Origin of the sequence: Tropicimonas sp. IMCC6043 (genome assembly GCF_004146235.1) — a bacterium.
Lineage (GTDB): Bacteria > Pseudomonadota > Alphaproteobacteria > Rhodobacterales > Rhodobacteraceae > Tropicimonas.
In genome coordinates this window covers 77,257-96,184 of sequence record NZ_SELO01000003.1, presented here as the reverse complement: position 1 = coordinate 96,184, position 18,928 = coordinate 77,257, and the positions used below count along the sequence as shown (strand labels likewise).

The window sequence follows — 18,928 nt, the reverse complement described above, 5'->3', positions numbered from 1 at the left end:
CTTGCCTCAACTGCCGCGCATCCGCACCCGGTCGAGCTGGCCCGAGAGCACATCCACCTCGACCTCCAGCGCCCGCAGGTCGTTCTCGATACAGGCCGCGTCGATCCGCTCGACAACTTCGCCGAAGCGCCGGATCTGGCCGGAGAGGTCGTGCAGCCGCGCCGCCTTCTCGCCCCGCGCCTGGCCTGCGAGCTTGACGTAGCTCTCCACCGTCTTGACGATGTTCGGAAGATAGAAGGTGATGAACCGCCGCGCGGGCCGGTAGTCCTCCGGGTCCTCCAGCACCGAGCGGCGGATCGAGCCGACATGGCTTGCCATGTCGAGGATCGCCGGCGTATCCGCTTCCGGCGCCTTGCCCGCGGCGCGTTCGAGCCGCTGCTGTGCGTCCTGGAGCGTCGCCGCTGCGCTCTGGATGTCCGCCGCAGAGACGGATGTGCCGAGGTTGATCTCCTCAAGCGTCCGTCTTCGCCCGATCAGCAGGAGCGCCGCCGCGTAGACCGCCACTGCCAGCACCAGCGCCAGCCAGACAACGAGGCTCAGGCCGAAATAGAGGCCGAGAAAGGCCGCCGCCGCGAGGAGGCCGGCCACCACCTGGCGCGGTCCGTCCGGCAGGCGCATCAGTTGTAACCCTTGGCGCTGCGCAGCGCCTTCGCGAGGTCCGATCCGGCGTTGAACAGCCGTCCGACCGTCTCCTGGTTCAGCTCCTTGAGCTGCGCCTCGTCGGCCGCACCGAAAGAAATGGCGTGGATCGGCACGTCGCGACCGAAGCCGAGATCGTTCATGTAGGAGAGGAGCGGTTCGCGGTTGATCACGTCCGAGGCGCCGTCGGTCATCGCCACGATCGCCGGAAGGTAGTCGAAGAGCGTCCCTGCCTCGTTATAGGGCTTCAGCGTTTCGAAGGCTTGGAAGATCGCGTAGTAGAGATCGGTGCCGCCACCGGCTTCCAGCGTGTTGACTCTCTGCAGCGCCGCCGCGAGATCCGTGCTCTCGCCTCCCTCGACCACGGTCGGCTTCTGTGTCTCGTGGTTGAAGGGAATGATGATGGTGACGTCCCGCGAGGAGGGTTGCAGCAGGTTCACCGCCGCCGCCGCCGGGTCGAGCAGGAGGCCCATCGCCTGCTTGAGCTGGGCGAGCGGTTCACCCTCCATCGAGCCCGAGACGTCGAGCACCCAGACCGTCAGGGAAGGCTTGCGAAGCTCGGTCTGGTAGAGCCGCAGCGCCTCGGCGATGACCTCGGTCGAGGGCGTCGGAACCGGCGCGATGGCGCGGTCGGGATCGGCACCCCAGGCCGGGTTCCAGATCTCGTCATTGGCGCTTGCCGAGAGCCCGATCAATCCCGCCCGCCGACCCGCTGCGACCAGCGACTCCTGTGTCTCGGGCGAGAGAAGGTGCTTCTGCAACGCCAGGAAGGCCTCCTCCTTGTCCGGGTCGCCCTTGTCGATCATCCCCAGCGGGCTGTCGGCAACCGACAGCCCGTTGGCCGGGTAGACGATGTAGAGGGGCTCCTGGCCAGCCGTCTCCAGCGCCAGGTTGGCCTCCAGAACCATCGCCTCGTAATTGATCATCGCGTCATAGGCCGCCGGATTTTCGACGAGCGACTCCTTGAGCCAGCCCGAGGAGCCCGAAGACCGGTCCACCTGCGCCAGCAGGGACTTCACGCCCGCCTGCACCTCCGGGTCTTCCAGATCCTCCATTGTCAGAAGGTCGGGATCGCCGGACAGCGCGTAGAGGAAGCCGTTATAGGCCGACGCGCCCGAGTTGGACTGCGTCGCGGAGGTCATGGCGAGGCGGAACGCGCCCGCCGTCGCCGCCTCCTGGATCATCTGGATGGTGATGTCGTCGCGCCCGACCCAGCCGAGCTTTTCCGCGATAGGCCGTTTCAGCCCAAGGACCACCGGCGAGCGCAGGATCGACTCGCGATGCTTGACCACCTTCTGCGTGTCCCCGAGCTCGATCCAGAGCGAGTTCGCCGGCCAGACGGCGTCGAAGTCAGTCTCCGCTCCCTTGGAGATCTCCCGGCTGATATCGACCGAGCCGAGATAGGTGACCGTCGCGTCGACCCGGTTCTTCTCCGCCCATTCGGCAATGATCGGCTCCAGCCCCTCGTTCTCCGACCCGGAGACGATAGAGAGCTGTGTCCTCGGTCCGCCGGGGATCTGGCCAAGTATGACGAAAGCGACCAGCGCGACGATGGCGATGAGAAGTGCCGCTTTCTTCCTGGCCGTTGCCTTTCCGCTCAATGCCTGGATCGGGCGAGAGGGTCGGCTTGGGCCGCCTCCTCCAATGGAGGTACGGTCTCAATGTAACGGATTTATGACATCGCTCAGATCACGTACGCACATCCGGTCCGGACCGGCCGGTGCGCTCGTGAATACCGGCGATGGCATCGGCAGCGGCGATGATGTCGGCCAGCGCGTCCTGAGCGTCCCGGTGCATGGCCGCCGGATCCTCGCAGATATCCTCGAGATAGACCCGAAGCGTCGCTCCGACGGTGCCGGTGCCCGAGAGCCGGAAGACCGCACGCCCGCCGCCTTCGAACCCGATGCGAATGCCCTGTCCGGCGGAATGCGAGCCGTCGACCGGATCGTCATAGGCGAACTCGTCCGCGCTCGAGACCCGCTTGCCGTGGAACTCCTGGCCGGGCAGATCGCCGAACCGGTCGCGCAGGGCCTGCATGAGCCCCTCGGCGGCCTCGAGATCGACGCCCTCGTAATCGTGCCGCGAATAGTAGTTGCGCCCGAACTCCGCCCAGTGGTCGTCAAGCATCTGGCTCACCGATTTCCCGTTGGCCGCGAGGATGTTGAGCCAGAGCAGCACCGCCCAGAGCCCGTCCTTCTCGCGCACATGGTCGGAGCCGGTGCCGAAGCTCTCCTCGCCGCAGAGCGTGGCGCGGCCGGCATCGAGCAGGTTGCCGAAGAACTTCCAGCCCGTGGGCGTCTCGTAGCAGTCGAGCCCGCGCTTCGCGGCGACCCGGTCGACGGCGCCGGAGGTCGGCATCGAGCGCGCCACGCCCTTGAGCCCCGCGGCATAGCCTGGCGCGAGATGGGCGTTGGCGGCGAGAACGGCGAGCGAATCCGACGGCGAGACATAGGTGTTGCGGCCGACGATCATGTTGCGGTCGCCGTCGCCGTCCGAGGCGGCGCCGAATTCGGGGCCGTCCTCGGAGAACATCTCGTCCATCAGGTCCTTCGCCCATGTCGGGTTCGGGTCGGGGTGGCCACCGCCGAAATCGGGCAGCGGCACGGCGTTGATCACGGTGCCCGCCGGCGCGCCCAGCCGGTCCTCGAGGATCGCCCTGGCATAGGGGCCGGTGATCGCGTGCATCGCGTCGAAACGGATAGTGAAGCCGCCGGCGATGAGCTTCGCGATGGCGTCGAAGTCGAAGAGGCTCTCCATCAGCTCGGTGTAATCCGCCACCGGGTCCACCACTTCGACCACCATCTCGCCGAGCTGGCTCTCACCGATTTGCGAGAGGTCCACATCTTCGCCAACGAGGATGTCGTAGGACGTGACCTTCTTCGTCGCCGCGAAGATCCGGTTCGTGACCTCCTCGGGTGCCGGCCCGCCATTGGGTGTGTTGAACTTGACGCCGAAATCCTCCTTCGGCCCGCCCGGGTTGTGGGAGGCCGACATGATGATGCCGCCATCGGTCTTCCGCTTGCGGATCATGTTGGAGGCCGCGGGCGTCGACATCAGCGCGTTCTGCCCGACAATCACCTTCGCGCAGCCCTGTGCGGCTGCCATGCGCAGGATCACCTGCGCGGCGCGGTCGTTGAAATAGCGCCCGTCGCCACCGAGCACCAGAACCTTGCCGGCGACGCCGCCGATGCCGGTAAAGATCGACTGGACGAAATTTTCGAGGAAACGTGGCTCCATGAAAACGTTGGTCTTCTTTCGCAATCCGGAGGTACCGGGCTTCTGTCCCTCGATCGGCTGCGTCTGAACGGTGATGCGTTCCATAGCTCACTCCTGTCGGCCGGTGTCCTTCATGATGTCTGCCGCGCGCGCCACAGCCGGGTGGCCCGCGAGCCCGGCGGCGCCGACGGGCAGGCGTCGACGCCAGTTGGGGTAGCTGTCGACGGTGCCGGGCAGGTTCGCCTGTTCTTCCACGCCCAGAATATCCTCGATCTGCAATGCAACAAGCCGGCTTGCGACTCGGCCCAGGAAGCGGTGCATCCCGTCCGGGTCGGGCCCGTCGGTGCCTGCCAGCGCGTCGAACGCCGCGACTTCGTCCGCGCGCCACGACATCGCGTCGGCATAGGCGGGGGCGTCCAGTTCTCCCAGTTCATGGCGCAGCGTGACGTCCGAGCCTGCGCGCCAGCCGGCCCAGGTCGGCACGTCATGGGAGCCGAAGGAGGCCAGCGCCGTCTCGCTGTAGTCTTCGGGCTGCCGGAACTCGGCATGATGCGGTTGTTCGAACATCACCAGCCGGCAGCCGAGCAGGCCGGAACGCGCCATCGCTTCCTGAAGGCCATCCGGGACGTTGCCCAGATCCTCTCCGATCACCGTCGCCCCCGCCCGTGCCGCCTCGATCCGGACCACGGCGAGCATCGCCTCGCGTGGCATGACGACATAGGTCCCGGGCGCGTCGCTGTCGGTTGGCACCCAGAAGGCGCGTTCGAAACCGAGGACATGGTCGATCCGGAGCAGCTTGGCGAACCGCATCTGCCGGCGCAGTGTCTCCGCCAGCGGGCGGAAATGCATCGCCGCGAGCGCATACGGGTTGAACGGCGCCAGCGCCCAGCACTGCCCCTCGGCGGAGAACGCATCGGGCGGCGCGCCGAGCGAGACACCCTTGGCAAAGACCGACCCGTCCGACCATGTTTCCGCGCCATGCGGATGGGTGCCCACGGCCAAGTCGAGATAGAGGCCAAATCGCATTCCGGCCTCATTGGCCGCTTCGGAGACCTCCGCAAGCTGCTGCTCCGCGGTCCATTGCAGCCAGCAATGGAACCGGATTGCGGCTGGATTCGCCTCGCGGAAGGCGATCGCGTCGGCCTTGTGGGCGTTCTGGAGGCCCGTCTCCCAGGTCAACCAGTAGGGGCCGTGAAGGTCCGCCAGCGCCTGGTGCGTGGCGAAACGTTCCAGCGAGCCGCCCTCGGTGGCCACCCAGGCATCGAACGCGGCGCCGCCGCCGGCAGCTTCGAACGCTTCGAAGGCGCGCTCGAGCGCGGCGCGGTGGGCCGGAAGGATCCCGGCATAATCGATCAACCTCCCGCGATTCACCGGCCGGTCGGGGCCGACGGCGATATGCATCGTCGAGAGGCGCCGCCGGTGCGAGGGCGAATAAGGGCTGAAGGCCGCGCTGTCGGTCGGGAAGCCGGCATGGACCGGGTTCATCCCGACGAAGCTCGCGCCAGCGCCGCCGAGCGCGGTGACGGCAAGCTTCAGATCGGCATAGTCGCCGAGCCCGCCTTCGGCCTCCGTCCGAAGCCCGTAGAGCGGCAGCGTCACGCCCCAGCCGGGGTCGGGCAGCGGCAGGCGTGCGGGGGCAACAAGAAGGGTGGTCTCGACGCCGTCTACCGACAGCACGTGAATGCCAACGGGCAGTGGCGGGATCTCGATCGTGGAACCGGGCGGGAGTGCCGGGTCCGGTCCGGTCGGAAGGCGGATGCTGCTTCCGTCCTCCCGGTCGAGCCGGATCATCTCGGCGTCCGCGGCAAGCTCCGCGCGGGCCGTCTCGTCGGGTTCGAGGATCAGCCAGCGGGGCAGGGCGCGCGATTCCCGCTCCGCCTTGAAGCGGGCCAGGGACGCCTCTGTCTGGGCGTCATCGTCAACCGCGAAGCCCATCGCGCGCAGCAGCGCCCGGTCGGTTTCCGCCCCGGTGGCCCGGCGCGTCCCCTTCTGGTCCCAGTAATCGTCGAATATGCCGGCCAGATGCGCCAGTTCCCGAAGCGCCCCGGTCATGCGGAATGCTCCAGCACGAAGACCGCAACCGATTGCGATTCCACTGTCACCTCGGGCTTGCGCACGCCGGTCTCGGCGCGACCCGGCTCGGCGCTGTCGATCGCCCAGAGCCAGCGCGCCCGCTTGGGCGGCGTCGGCAGGCGGACCTTTGCGTCCTCGCCGGCGTTGAAGACGGCAAAGATGGCGTTCTCGGTGGCGGCATAGATCGGCGTGTTCGACGCGGTGCGCATCTCGACACAGACCAGCTTCAGGCCCGGATCGACCCAGTCCGGCGTGGACATCGGCTTGCCGTCCGCACGCCACCAGAACAGATCCTCGCGCCCGTCGATCCTGCGCTCCCTCGAATGCAGGAAGACCTTCTGGCGCAGGATCGGGTGTTCGCGGCGGAACTTGATCAGATCGGCAGTGAAATCGGTCAGCGCCTCGTCGACATTGTCCCAGTCGATCCAGGAAATCTCGTTGTCCTGGCAATAGGCGTTGTTGTTGCCCTTCTGCGAATGTCCCATCTCGTCGCCGGCAAGCAGCATCGGGGTGCCCTGACTCAGCATCAGCGTCGCCAGCATCGCCCGCTTTCGGCGGTCGCGCGCGGCCTTGATCTTGGCATCGTCGGTCGGGCCTTCCCAGCCGAAATTGTCTGAGTAGTTCTCCGAATGGCCGTCGCGGTTGTCCTCGCCATTCGCGAGGTTGTGCTTGCCGTTGTAGCTGACGACATCCTCGAGCGTGAAGCCGTCATGGGCGGTGATGAGGTTCACGCTGGCGGTGGCCGGCCGGCCGGAGTGGTCGAATTCGGCGGCCGAGCCGGTCAGCCGGCCGGCGAGATCGGGCGCGCGGCCCGGATCGCCGCGCCAGAAGCGGCGCACGCCGTCGCGGAAGCGGTCGTTCCACTCGTGGAAGGGCGGCGGGAAGCCACCGAGCCGGTAGCCGCCGGGGCCGATATCCCAGGGCTCGGCGATAAGCTTGACGTGGGTCAGCACCGGGTCCTGGCGGATCGCATCGAAGAAGCTCGCGCCGGGATCGAACCCGAAATCGGTTCGGCCGAGCGTCGAGCAGAGGTCGAAACGGAAGCCGTCGACATGCATCACCTGCACCCAGTAGCGCAGGCTGTCCATCACCATCCGGAGCACCATCGGGTGGTCGAGGTTGAGCGTGTTGCCGGTGCCGGTGTCGTTGATGTAGTAGCGCTTGTCCTGGATCAGACGGTAGTAGGAACGGTTGTCGAGGCCACGGAAGCTCAGCGTCGGCCCGAGTTCGCTGCCCTCACAGGTGTGGTTGTAGACCACGTCGAGAATGATCTCGATGCCGGCATGGTGGAGCCGGGCCACCATCTGCTGGAACTCGCTGATCTTGGCTTCGGAGAGGTAGCGCGGGTCGGGGGCGAAGAAGCCGAGCGTCTGGTAGCCCCAGTAGTTCGAGAGACCCTTGTCCTCGAGAAACCGGTCGGTGAGGAAGGACTGCACCGGCAGCAACTCGATCGCGGTGATGCCGAGGCGGCTGAAATATTCCAGCATCGGGTCGGTGGAGAGCCCGAGGAAGGTGCCTTCCGGCGCGACCTTCGGGTGCAGCTGGGTGAACCCCTTCACATGGGTCTCGTAGATTATCGTGTCTTCGATCGGCGTGCGCGGATGGTGGTCGTAGCCCCAGGAAAAGGCCGTGTCCTCGACCACGCAGCGCGGCATGTAGGGTGCGCTGTCGCGGGTGTCGAAGCTCAAGTCCCGCGCGTTCGAGCCGACCCGGTAGCCCATCAGCGCGTCGTGCCAGACCGGCTTGCCGGTGAGCCGCTTGGCATAGGGGTCCAGCAGCAGCTTGTTGGGGTTGAACCGGTGTCCCTCGTCTGGGCGGTACGGGCCATGTGCGCGCAGGCCGTAATACTGCCCCGGCCGGAGGCCCGAGACATAGCCATACCAGACATCGCCCTCGCGCTCCGCCAGCCGCAGCCGCTGTGTCTCCTTGCGTCCGTCCTCGGAGAACAGGCACACCTCCATCGCCGTCGCATGTTGCGAGAAGACGGCGAAATTCACGCCATCGCCATCGAACGTCGCGCCGAGCGGGGCCGGGCGGCCGGCAGATAGGACGAATTCGGGATGCCTCACGGGGTTTTCGCGGCCTCTTTGAAGAGCGCGGCATATTCCGCGGCGGAGACATCCCAGCCGACCGGGTGCTTCATCGCGTTGCGCTGCATCTGCTGGTAGAGCCCGGGATTGGCCCAGACGTCGCAAAGCGTGCCGAGTGCCTCGCTGAGTGCGGCGGCGTTGCCCGGTGCGTGCAGGAGCCCGGTCGCGACCCCGGCGATGCGGGTGGCGACCGTCAGAGGGATCACCGTGTCGGCGAGCCCGCCGGTCATGGCGACAACCGGCACCGTGCCGTAGCGCAGTCCGTAGAGCTGGGTGAGCCCGCAGGGCTCGAAGCGCGACGGCACGAGGATCGCGTCGCCGCCGGCAATGAGCCGGTGGGAAAGCGCTTCGTCATAGCCGATGCGCACCGCGACATGCCCGGGATGCCGCGCTGCCGCCTCGCGGAACTGCCCCTCGAGCCAGGGATCTCCCGAGCCGAGCAGCGCGAGCTGCCCGCCGCGCGCCAGCAGCCCGGGCAGGGCGGCGAGCAGCAGGTCGAGCCCCTTCTGTTCGGTCAGCCGCGAGACCACGACGCAGAGCGGGCCGGACGCCTCCGCGAGCCCCATCTCGGCAACCAGCGCGGCCCGCGCCTTCAGCTTGCCGCGCAGCACCTTGTAGGTCTCGATATGGGGATCGGTCGCCGGGTTCCAGACGTCGACGTCGATACCGTTGAGGATGCCGGAAAAATCACCGCCCTTGTGCGCGAGCGTGCCGTCGAAGCCCATGCCGAATTCCGGCGTGGTGAGCTCCCTGGCATAGGTCGGCGAGACTGTGTTGACCTTGTCGGCATAGGCGATCCCGGCCTTCAGGGCTGAGATCCGGCCGTAGAATTCGAAGCCGCCGGCGTTGTAGCCCTCCCAGGGCAGGCGCAGGTCACGCATCGCGTCGGCGCCGACCGAGCCGGTATAGGCGATGTTGTGGATCGTCATCACCGAGCCGGTGTCATGCGACGCGCCAAGCCGCTGCATGTAGACCGGCGCGAAGCCGCCCTGCCAGTCATGCGCCTGCACCACATCGGGCTTCCAGCCCTTTTGGTCGCTCTCATGGGCCAGTCGCGCCGCGATCCAGGAAAGCGCTGCGAAGCGCTCGGCATTGTCCCACCACTCGTATCCGTCGGGCGCCGCGTAGGGCCCACCGTCACGCCAGAAGAGATGCGAGGCGTCGAGCACATAGAGCTTGTGGCCCACGGCCTCGCCCAGGAGCACCTGCACCGGCCCGCCGAAGAGGTTGCCCTCGGTCATCACCTGAACGCCGCCCTTGAGCGCCTTGAGGATGACCGGATAGCCCGGCACGAGGGTCCGCATGTCGACCCCCTGGGCCCGGATCGCGGCGGGCAGGGCGCCCACCACGTCGGCGAGCCCTCCCGTCTTCACCAGCGGGGCAATCTCGGACGCAACGGAGAGGACCTTCATGACAGCGCGGCATCCCTTCTGTCGAGCATGTCCTGGGTGATCAGCGTGATACCGTTCTCGGAGACCCGGAACCACTTGGCGTCCTCTTCCGGATCCTCGCCGACGACCAGCCCCTCGGGGATCGTCACGCCGCGGTCGATGACCACGTTGGAGAGCCGGGCGTGCCGGCTCACCGTCACGTAGGGCATGATCACCGCATGGTCGAGCACCGCAAAGGAGTTGGTCTTTACCATGGTGAACATCAGCGAGTTGCGCACCTCGGTCCCCGAGATGATGCAGCCGCCCGAAATCATCGAGGAGACCGCCGAGCCGCGCCGGCCCTTCTCGTCATGGATGAACTTCGCTGGCGGCACTGCTTCGGAATAGGTCCAGATCGGCCAGTTGGTGTCCCAGAGGTCGAGCTCGGGCGTGAAGTCCGTCAGGTCGATATTGGCCTTCCAGAAGGCGTCGATAGTGCCGACATCGCGCCAGTATGCGGGCGCGGCGGGGTCCGACTTCACGCAGGAATCCGAGAAGCGATGCGCCACGGCCTTGCCGTTCTTGACGATGGCCGGGATCAGGTCATGGCCGAAATCATGGCTGGAATTGGTGTCGCGGGCGTCTTCCAGCAGGATCTCGCGCAGGAATTTCCAGTTGAAGACATAGATCCCCATCGAGGCCAGCGCCTTCGTCGGATCGTCCGGCGTCGCCGGCGGGTCGGCGGGCTTCTCCACGAAATCGATGATCCGACCGGTCGCGTCGACCGCCATGACGCCGAAGGCCGTGGCATCCTCGCGATCCACCGTCAGGCAGCCGATGGTTACGTCCGCGCCGGCATCGACATGCTGCTGCAGCATCATCTCGTAATCCATCTTGTAGATGTGATCGCCGGCGAGCACGACGATGTAATCCACGTGATAGCTGTCGATGATGTCGATGTTCTGATGCACCGCGTCGGCGGTGCCCATATACCAGTTCTCGCCGCCCATCCGCTGCGAGGCGGGCAGGATGTCGAGATATTCGTTGCGCTCTGCGCGGAAGAAGTTCCAGCCGCGCTGGCAGTGGCGGATGAGCGAATGCGCCTTGTATTGCGTGGCGATCGCCATCTTGCGGATGCCGGAATTGAGCGCGTTGGACAGCGCGAAATCGACGATCCGCACCTTGCCGCCGAAATAGACCGCGGGTTTCGCCCGTGTGTCGGTAAGTTCCTTGAGGCGGCTGCCACGGCCACCGGCAAGTACGAAGGCCATCGCCCTCGAAGATAGTCTCGTATGAGAGTTCGGCATCGGGATTCTCCTCCTGCTGTCTTCTGGGGCTGATGTCAGTTCGTGTCTCGCACCAGTATAACGGTCGTGAGCGGCGGCAATGTTACTGGCGCGGAATGATCCTGGCCATGCCAGGGCGTTGGCTCGGCGGTGACGCCGTTCATGTCACCGCGTCCGCCGCCGCCATATTCCTTCGCATCCGTGTTGAGCGCCATCCTCCACTTGCCCGCGGCCGGCAGGCCGATCCGGTAGCCCATCCGCTCGATCGGCGTGAAGTTGCACGCCACGACAACCTCGGGATCCTTCGGCCCGCCGCGGCGGATCCAGGCAAAGATCGAGTTGTCCATGTCGTTGGCCTCGAGCCATTCGAACCCGCCCGGCTCGCAATCCTTGACATAGAGAGACGGCGTCTCGCGGTAGAGGAAGTTCAGGTCGCGCACCAGTGTCTGCACGCCGGCATGCGTGTGGTATTCGGCGGCGTTCCAGTCGATCTGGTCCTTGTAGTTCCACTCAGCCCACTGGGCGATCTCGCAGCCCATGAACAGGAGCTTCTTGCCGGGATGGCCCCACATGAAGCCGTAATAGGCGCGGAGGTTGGCGAAGCGTTCGCCCTCGAGCCCCGGCATCTTGGTCAGCATCGACCCCTTGCCGTGCACCACCTCGTCATGGCTGATCGGCAGGATGAAGTTCTCGCTGAAAGCGTAGTGGATGCCGAAGGTCATCTGGTGGTGATGGTGCCGGCGGTGGATCGGGTCGCGGCTGACATAGTCGAGCGTGTCGTTCATCCAGCCCATGTTCCACTTGAAGCCGAAGCCCAGCCCGCCGGTGTCCACCGGCTTGGAGACGCCGGGGAAGGAGGTGCTCTCCTCGGCCGCTGTCATGATGCCCGGAACCTCGCCGTAGCAAATCGTGTTGGTCCGTTGGAGCAGGCTGATCGCCTCGAGATTCTCCCGCCCGCCATGGATGTTGGGAATCCACTCGCCTTCCTTGCGCGAATAGTCCCGGTAGAGCATCGAGGCCACGGCGTCCACGCGGAGCCCGTCGACGTGATACTCCTCGAGCCAGTAGAGCGCGTTCGAAATCAGGAAGTTGGCGACCTCCGCGCGGCCGAAATTGTAGATCATGGTGTTCCAGTCGTGGTGGAACCCCTCCCGCGGATCGGCATGCTCGTAGAGCGCCGTTCCGTCGAACTGCGTCAGCCCGTGCACGTCGGACGGGAAGTGGCCCGGCACCCAGTCGAGGATCACGCCAAGCCCCGCGAGGTGGGCGGCCTCGACAAGGTCGCGGAACTCGTGCGGCGGTCCGTGGCGGATCGTCGGCGCGAAGAGGCCGATCGGCTGGTAGCCCCAGGAGCCGTCGAAGGGGAATTCGCTGATCGGCAGGAATTCCAGATGGGTGAAGCCCATCTCCTTGGCGTAATCGACGAGTTCCACCGCTGCCTCGCGGTAGGAGAGCGGGCGGTTGCCCTCGTCCCGCTTGCGCTTCCAGGAGCCGAGATGGACCTCGTAGATCGAGATCGGCTTGTCATGCGCGTTGTGCTCGGAGCGGTGGCGCATCCAGCCGTCGTCGTCCCAGCCATAGCCCCTGATGTCGCGCACCATGCTCGCCGTCGCCGGCGGGTGTTCGGCGCCGAAGCCCACAGGGTCGGCCTTGGCGGCCATCAGTTGGCCCTGGGCGCCGATGATCTCGTATTTGTACGGCGTGCCCTCGCCGATGCCGGGCAGAAAGATCTCCCAGACCCCGGTCGCCCCGCGCAGCCGCATCGGGTTGCGCCGGCCGTCCCAGGCGTTGAAATCGCAGATCACCGAAACCCGCTTCGCATTGGGCGCCCAGACCGCGAAATGGGTTCCCGGAACGCCCTCGTGCTCCATCACATGCGCACCCAGCACCTGCCAGATGCGCTGATGCGTGCCCTCGCCGAGCAGGTATTCGTCCATCTCGCCGATCACCGGGCCGAAGCGATAGGGATCCTCGTTTTCCCATGTCTCGCCGGCATCGTTGGTGCCGCGGACCCGGTAGGGCACGCGGCTCGAAATCTTGCCGCAGAAGACGCCCGGTACGCCGTCGACACGTGCGAGCGGAAATTCCTTCCGTTCCGTGATTACCGACATCTGCGAGGCGCCGGGGTCGAAGACGGTCACCCAGACGTTGCCGTCAGCGGCCTCGTGCGGGCCGAGAATGGCGAAGGGATCCCGCAGCGCACCGGCTGCGATCTGCTGGGCCGTTTCCGGCGACAGCGGCATTTGCGGGTATTTGGCGGGCGCATCGGTCATGCACCCACGCTACTCGGTTTCGGCTTGTCCGCAAGCCAAGACCTCATTCTGCGGCGACATCGACCAAGGATGCCGCCTCGGTATCCCAGACGTCCTTCATGTAGCCGCGGATGGTGCGATCGGAGCTGAACCAGCCTGTGCGCGCGGTGTTGAGCGCGGCCATGCGCCACCAGCTCGCCGGCTGGACATAGGCCGCGTCCACTTCCCGCTGCGCCCGCCAGTAGTCGGAGAAATCCGAGCAGACCATGAAGTAGTCGTCATGCGCGAGATTCTCGGTAATCATGTGGTAGCGGCCGGGTTCGTCGGGGCTGAAGCGGCCCTGGCGGATCGTGTCGATGGCACGCGCGAGGCGCGGGTCCTCTGCGATGGCGCGGGCCGAATGGCCCGGCTCGTGGCGGCGTTCCATCACCTCCGGCGCAGTCATGCCGAAGAGGAAGAAGTTCTCCGCCCCCACGAGGTCGCGAATCTCCACATTGGCGCCGTCGAGCGTGCCGATGGTCAGCGCGCCGTTGAGCGAGAACTTCATGTTGCCAGTGCCGGAGGCTTCCTTGCCGGCGGTCGAGATCTGTTCGGAGAGATCGGCCGCCGGGATCAGGCGCTCGGCGAGGCTGACATTGTAGTTCTCCGGGAACACGACCTTTAGATAGCGCGAGGTCAGCGGGTCCGAGTTCAGGACATGCGCGATGTCATTGCAGAGCCGCACCATCTCCTTGGCATAGGTATAGTTCGGGAATGCCTTGCCGCCGAAGATCTTCACCCGTGGCAGCCAGTCGGCATTCGGGTTGTCACGGATCTCCAGCCAGTGGGCGATCGTCTCCAGCATGTTGAGGTGCTGGCGCTTGTATTCGTGGATCCGCTTGACCTGGATATCGAAGACCGAGTCCGGATCGACGCTGATCTCCATGTTCTCCGCGATCCAGCGGGTCAGGTCGACCTTGTTGGCGCGCTTCGCGGCGGCGAACTTCTCCAGCCAGCCGGCATCCTCCACGAAAGGTTCGAGAGATTTCAGCTGCTCGGCGTGATCGACCCATTCCTCGCCGATGGACTCGGTGATGAGCCCTGCCAGACGCGGATTGCAGGACAGCAGCCAGCGCCGCGGCGTTACCCCGTTGGTCTCGTTGACGATGCGGTCGGGATGCGCCTCGTGCAGGTCCTTGAAGACAGTGGATTTCATCAGCTCGGTATGGAGCGCGGCCACGCCGTTAACCTTGTGGGCCATGATGAAGCCGAGCGTGCCCATGTGGACGCGGCCGTCCTGGTGGGCGTTGAGATGGCCGGTGCCGGTCTCGCGCCGGTGCAGATCGTCGATCCGGTCGATGAGCTGCATGTGGCGCGGCAGCAGCCGGCCCATCCGCGCCTCGCTCCAGGTCTCGAGCGCCTCGGGCAGGAGTGTGTGGTTGGTGTAGGAGATCGTCGCTCGGGCGATGCCGACCGCCTCCTCGAAATCCATCCCACGCTCGTCGTGCAGCAGGCGGACGAGTTCAGGCCCGGCGATCGCCGGGTGCGTGTCGTTGATCTGGATCGCGGCCTTCTTCGGCAACAGCTTCAGATCGTCATACTCGCTCTCGAAGCGGCGCAGGATGTCACGCAGGCTCGCCGCGGTGTGGAAGAACTCCTGCTTCAGGCGCAGTTCCTTGCCCTGCTCGGTGTGATCGTCCGGATAGAGCACCCGCGAGAGGGTGCGCGCCTGCGCTTCGGGCTCGGCGGCGGCGACGTAGTCGCCACGGTTGAACCGGGCGAGGTCGAAGCCGTGCATCGGTCGGGCCTCCCAGAGGCGCAGCGTGTTGCCCCAGCGGCCCTTCCAGCCGATCACAGGCGTGTCATGCGCCATCGCGATCAGCATGTCGGAGGGGTGCCAGTGGGCGCGGCCGCCGATCTCCTGCACATGGCCGCCGAAGCCGATATCGATCGAGACTTCCGGACGGACGAATTCCCAGGCGTGTTTCTGGCCGAGCCAGTCCTCCGGTTCCTCGACCTGGCGGCCATGCTCGAATCGCTGGCGGAACAGCCCGTTCTCGTAGCGGATGCCGTATCCCATGGCCGGGAGCCCGAGCGTCGCCTGGCTTTCCATGAAACAGGCGGCGAGCCGGCCGAGACCGCCATTGCCGAGCGCCGCGTCGGGTTCGTCTTCGATGATCTCGAGCCAGTCGAGCCCGAGACGCTGCAACGCGCCCTCGACGTCCTCTTCCAGCCGCATGTTGACCACCGCGTCCTTCAGCAGCCGGCCGATGAGAAATTCGAGCGACAGGTAATAGACCCGCTTGCGCTTCTCGGCATAGGTGCGGCGGGTGGCCTCGAACCAGCGGTCGACGATCCGGTCGCGCACCGCGTAGGAGACGGCCATGCGCCAGTCATAGATATGCGCCGTCGTCACGTCCTTGCCCTGGGTATAGACCAGATGATGCAGGATCGAATCCTTCATGTCGGCGTGATGGAGGCCGGCGGATGCTCGCGGGGAGGTCATGATGTTTTCCTCGTCTCGTGGCCGCATGGGGGAGGGGGCGCGGCGCGGAAGTCTTCCCGGCGGTTATTGACGAGGAGGTGGATCGGCGCAAGCCCCGAGTCCGAGAGCGCCATGTCCGGAAAGGCAAGGATACTCCGGGCGAAGACGCTGACAGGACAAGGCGTTAGGTGGGCTGGTCGGGTTGCCCAAGGGTGCCCGCGCGACTGTGCTGGTGACACGAACAACCGCGATGGAAGGGAAGATCCGGCCTGTCTGCCGGAAATTTGGGCTTTCGGCGAGGATCATCGCGTCGCGACGCCGCCGGTGCCGCCGGTCAGAGCGTTCCGCCGAGCCGGCCGTAGGCGCCGAGCGCGAAGAGAAGCGGCGTGCCGGGACGGTGCGTGACCCGCTCGATCTGGCCGATCACGATCGTATGGTCGCCCGCGCCATGGGAAGCGAAATGGCGGCAGTCGAGCCGCGTCAGGCAACCCGAAAGATGCGGCACGCCCTCGGCGCTCTCCTCCCAGTCGATCCCTGTGAAATCTTCCGCCCGCTCGGCGAAACGCTGCGACAGGGCGAGCTGGTGCTCGCTCAGGACATGGATCGCGAAATGCGACGCGGCGACGAACGCATCGTGGCGTTCGGAGCGGATCGAGGGGCACCAGAGCACCAACGCCGGGTCGAGCGAAACGGAGGTGAAGCTGTTGGCGGTGAACCCGAGCGGGCCGTCGGAACTCCCGCACGTCACCACCGTCACGCCGGTGGCGAAGGCGCCGAGCGCCGTCCGGAGCGCCCGCTCGCGGCTGGGGCCGGGGGTGAAGCTCGCGGCGGTCGGGAGCGCGTGATCGCTTGGGACAGTCATCAGGGCACCTCGTGGCCAAGCGCGGCGGTGTAGAGCCTGTACCAGGTCTCGCGGTCCATGCCGAAGTCGAGCGCGGTGGGAATCTGCCGGATGCGCTCGATCTTGCCGGTGCCGACGACCGGAAGGATCGTCGCCGGGTGGGCGAGCAACCACGCGAGCGCCACCTGCATCGGTTCGACACCTTCCCGCACGGCGATTTCCCTTAGCGTAGCGTTGAGCTGGCTGTGGCCGGAGGAGAGCAGAGCACCGCCACCAAGGGGCGACCAGGCCATTGGCACGACGCCCCGGCATTGCAGAAAGGCCAGTGCGCCGTCGGTCAGAGGCGCGTGGGTCAGCAGCGAGATCTCGATCTGGTTGGTCGCGAGCCGTGTCTCCATCGCTGCCTGCAACAGTTCGAAATCATGCGGCATGAAGTTCGACACACCCACCGCCCGCACCTTGCCGGATGCCACCGCCTCGTCGAGCGCGCGGCCGGTCTCCACCGGGTCCATCAGCGGGTCGGGCCGGTGCAGCAGGAGGAGGTCAATCCGTTCGACGTGAAGATTCTGCAGCGAGCGGTCGATCGAGGTGGCGATATGGGCCGGCGAGCTGTCGTAGTATTTCACCGGCCGGTCTGCATATCTACCGACCGGCGCGATGATGTTGCATTTGGTGACGATCTCCATCCCGGCGCGCAGATGCGGCGCAGCCTTGAGCGCCGTGCCAAAAAGTGCCTCGGTGGTGTAGCCGCCATAGATATCGGCAAGGTCGAAACTGGTGATACCCTGTTCGAGGCAGGCCTCGAGCCTGGCCTGGACGCCGGCGGGCGTGCTCGTGTCGCCGCCACCGAGCCGCCACGTGCCATAGACGACGCGGCTGAGCTCCAGCCCGACATTGAGTTCGACGCGTTCCATTGGCTGCCCCTCTTTCCGGCCCATCTGCCGGATATAGGGCGCGGCGGCGCACGACAACCGGGAAGGCGGACAAGGCGACGATCCGGCTCCCTCCAAAGAGGCCGCACCGGATCCCGGGCCCCTGCAATTTATCGCAGTGCACCTCGCCGCGCGCTATGCTTGATTGCGCGCGGAAACGGCGGTCGGCTGCGGAGGCGAGCGATGAACGGCGCGGAAACCCTTGTGAAAACCTTCCTGGCGGGAGGGGTGGATGTCTGTTTCGCCAATCCCGGAACCTCGGAGATGCATTTCGTCGCCGCGCTCGACAGGCACCCCGACATGCGCTGCGTCCTCTGCCTCTTCGAAGGCGGCGCGACCGGCGCGGCGGATGGGTATTATCGCATGACCGGCCGGCCGGCGGCGACGCTCCTGCATCTCGCGCCTGGCTTCGGCAACGGCTATGCCAATGTCCACAACGCTCGCAAGGGCCACTCGGCGATGATTAACGTGGTCGGCGAACATGCCGACTACCACCTGCGCTACGATGCTCCGCTCAAGGGTGACATCAAGGGCGTCACCGGCCCGGTTTCCGATTGGGTCATGGCGACGATGGACTCGCTGGAAGTTGCACAGGACGGCGCCGAGGCGATACGCGCCGCGACCGCCCGAAACGGCCAGATCGCCACGCTCATCTTGCCGGCCAATACAGCCTGGGAAGAAGCGGAAGGGCCCGCGGACCCGCTGCCGCCGGTGAAGCTCCATCGTCCCCGCCCCGACCAGATTGCTGCCGCGGCGCAGGCGTTGCGCGAAGAAGGGGCGGCGCTCATGTTGGGCGGGCGCGCACTCTATGGCGAGCTTGCGCGACTGGCCGGGCGTATCGCTGCGGCCACTGGCTGCCGGCTCATGGCCGATCTTTTCGTGCCCCGGATCGAGCGCGGGGCAGGCGCTGTCGCCATCGACTGCCTCGTCTATCCGGTGCTGGAGAATGTCGAGATTCTGAAGGACATTCGCCACATGGTGCTTCTTGGTCATGGACAGCCGACCTCATTCTTCGCCTATCCCGATAGGCCCTCGACGCCCGAACGCGCAGATTGCAGAATCCTGAATCTTTGTACTCCACAGATGGATTTGGCATTCACGCTCCAGGAACTGGCCGAAGCTACGGGCGCGGCGGACGTGGAGCCTGCGCTGCTGCCACTCGCGCTGCCCGACCTGCCGGCGGACCCGGAGGCCGCAATCACCGCCGAGGATGTGGGCCGGGTGGTGGCGCATCACATCCCCGAGGGTGCGATCATCGCCAACGAGGGCGTCACCTCCGGCCCGCCGATGCTGGCTCAGATGCGCCAGGGGCCGCGGCATGACCTGCTCTACAATCCCGGCGGCGCGATCGGTGCGGCGCTGCCGCTGTCCGTCGGTGCCGCGATCGCCTGTCCCGGGCGCAAGGTCATCGCTCCCACCGGCGACGGCTCGGCGATGTACACGGTGCAATCACTCTGGACCATGGCGCGCGAGAATCTCGACGTGACGGTGCTGATCTTCGCCAATCGCGGCTACCAGATCCTGCGCGGCGAACTGGCCAATGTCGGCGTGACCGAGATCGGCCGGAACGCCGAGCGCATGTTCAACGTCGAGTCGCCAGAGCTCGATTGGGTGGCGCTGGCGCAGGGCCATGGCGTGGACGGTGTCCGCGTCGAGACCGTCGGCGCCTTCACCGAGGCCTTTTCGGACGCCATGAACCGCCGCGGCCCATGCCTCATCGAGATCGCCTGCTGACAGGCACGCGGCGACCCGGACCGCGTCCGGG

General features: G+C 66.2%; 12 protein-coding genes. 1 reads left to right on the top strand and 11 read right to left on the bottom strand.

Features of this window, described 5'->3' with window-relative positions; all coding sequences use genetic code 11:
- Positions 1 to 6: 6 nt before the first annotated feature.
- The 11 genes from EU800_RS04700 to EU800_RS04650 form a co-directional block, all read right to left on the bottom strand.
- Positions 7 to 618, bottom strand: coding sequence for a 5-bromo-4-chloroindolyl phosphate hydrolysis family protein (locus EU800_RS04700; RefSeq protein WP_129629066.1), 612 nt, complete (start codon positions 616 to 618; stop codon positions 7 to 9).
- Positions 618 to 2,240, bottom strand: a complete 1,623-nt coding sequence (locus EU800_RS04695; protein WP_129629064.1) for a substrate-binding domain-containing protein — start codon at positions 2,238 to 2,240, stop codon at positions 618 to 620. Before EU800_RS04695 ends, EU800_RS04700 begins: the two co-directional genes overlap by 1 nt.
- Positions 2,241 to 2,328: 88 nt before the next feature.
- Positions 2,329 to 3,960: an alpha-D-glucose phosphate-specific phosphoglucomutase gene (locus EU800_RS04690; protein ID WP_129629062.1), complete on the bottom strand. Its 1,632-nt coding sequence runs from the start codon at positions 3,958 to 3,960 to the stop codon at positions 2,329 to 2,331.
- A gap of 3 nt (positions 3,961 to 3,963) precedes the next feature.
- A complete protein-coding gene (malQ, locus tag EU800_RS04685) occupies positions 3,964 to 5,907 on the bottom strand; it encodes a 4-alpha-glucanotransferase (protein WP_129629060.1) in 1,944 nt (647 codons plus the stop codon).
- Entirely contained in the window at positions 5,904 to 7,997 is a 2,094-nt protein-coding gene (gene glgX, locus EU800_RS04680) for a glycogen debranching protein GlgX (protein WP_129629058.1), read from the bottom strand. The genes malQ and glgX overlap by 4 nt, the downstream gene beginning before the upstream one ends.
- Positions 7,994 to 9,430, bottom strand: a complete 1,437-nt coding sequence (glgA, locus tag EU800_RS04675; protein ID WP_129629056.1) for a glycogen synthase GlgA — start codon at positions 9,428 to 9,430, stop codon at positions 7,994 to 7,996. The genes glgX and glgA overlap by 4 nt, the downstream gene beginning before the upstream one ends.
- The gene (gene glgC / locus EU800_RS04670) at positions 9,427 to 10,695 is read right to left on the bottom strand and encodes a glucose-1-phosphate adenylyltransferase (protein WP_129629054.1); all 1,269 of its coding nucleotides are present in this window, start codon (positions 10,693 to 10,695) and stop codon (positions 9,427 to 9,429) included. Before glgC ends, glgA begins: the two co-directional genes overlap by 4 nt.
- Positions 10,696 to 10,730: 35 nt before the next feature.
- Positions 10,731 to 12,947: a 1,4-alpha-glucan branching protein GlgB gene (gene glgB, locus EU800_RS04665; protein ID WP_129629052.1), complete on the bottom strand. Its 2,217-nt coding sequence runs from the start codon at positions 12,945 to 12,947 to the stop codon at positions 10,731 to 10,733.
- A 43-nt stretch (positions 12,948 to 12,990) separates the two neighbouring features.
- A complete protein-coding gene (locus EU800_RS04660) occupies positions 12,991 to 15,411 on the bottom strand; it encodes a glycogen/starch/alpha-glucan phosphorylase (protein WP_129629050.1) in 2,421 nt (806 codons plus the stop codon).
- Between the two features lie 313 nt (positions 15,412 to 15,724).
- Positions 15,725 to 16,252, bottom strand: a complete 528-nt coding sequence (locus EU800_RS04655; RefSeq protein ID WP_129629048.1) for a flavin reductase family protein — start codon at positions 16,250 to 16,252, stop codon at positions 15,725 to 15,727.
- Positions 16,252 to 17,145, bottom strand: coding sequence for an aldo/keto reductase family oxidoreductase (locus EU800_RS04650; protein ID WP_129629046.1), 894 nt, complete (start codon positions 17,143 to 17,145; stop codon positions 16,252 to 16,254). The genes EU800_RS04655 and EU800_RS04650 overlap by 1 nt, the downstream gene beginning before the upstream one ends.
- Before the next feature lie 201 nt (positions 17,146 to 17,346).
- Between EU800_RS04650 and EU800_RS04645 the strand changes: the two genes are divergently transcribed.
- Positions 17,347 to 18,897: an acetolactate synthase large subunit gene (locus EU800_RS04645; protein ID WP_129629044.1), complete on the top strand. Its 1,551-nt coding sequence runs from the start codon at positions 17,347 to 17,349 to the stop codon at positions 18,895 to 18,897.
- The last annotated feature ends 31 nt before the right edge of the window (positions 18,898 to 18,928 follow it).

What these genes read in the sequence shown, in the direction of transcription:
- EU800_RS04700 (WP_129629066.1), bottom strand. Translation starts at nt 618, where the DNA reads ATGCGCCTGCCGGACGGACCGCGCCAGGTGGTGGCCGGCCTCCTCGCG.
- EU800_RS04690 (WP_129629062.1), bottom strand. Translation starts at nt 3,960, where the DNA reads ATGGAACGCATCACCGTTCAGACGCAGCCGATCGAGGGACAGAAGCCC.
- malQ (WP_129629060.1), bottom strand. Translation starts at nt 5,907, where the DNA reads ATGACCGGGGCGCTTCGGGAACTGGCGCATCTGGCCGGCATATTCGAC.
- glgA (WP_129629056.1), bottom strand. Translation starts at nt 9,430, where the DNA reads ATGAAGGTCCTCTCCGTTGCGTCCGAGATTGCCCCGCTGGTGAAGACG.
- glgC (WP_129629054.1), bottom strand. Translation starts at nt 10,695, where the DNA reads ATGCCGAACTCTCATACGAGACTATCTTCGAGGGCGATGGCCTTCGTA.
- glgB (WP_129629052.1), bottom strand. Translation starts at nt 12,947, where the DNA reads ATGACCGATGCGCCCGCCAAATACCCGCAAATGCCGCTGTCGCCGGAA.
- EU800_RS04660 (WP_129629050.1), bottom strand. Translation starts at nt 15,411, where the DNA reads ATGACCTCCCCGCGAGCATCCGCCGGCCTCCATCACGCCGACATGAAG.
- EU800_RS04655 (WP_129629048.1), bottom strand. Translation starts at nt 16,252, where the DNA reads ATGACTGTCCCAAGCGATCACGCGCTCCCGACCGCCGCGAGCTTCACC.
- EU800_RS04650 (WP_129629046.1), bottom strand. Translation starts at nt 17,145, where the DNA reads ATGGAACGCGTCGAACTCAATGTCGGGCTGGAGCTCAGCCGCGTCGTC.
- EU800_RS04645 (WP_129629044.1), top strand. Translation starts at nt 17,347, where the DNA reads ATGAACGGCGCGGAAACCCTTGTGAAAACCTTCCTGGCGGGAGGGGTG.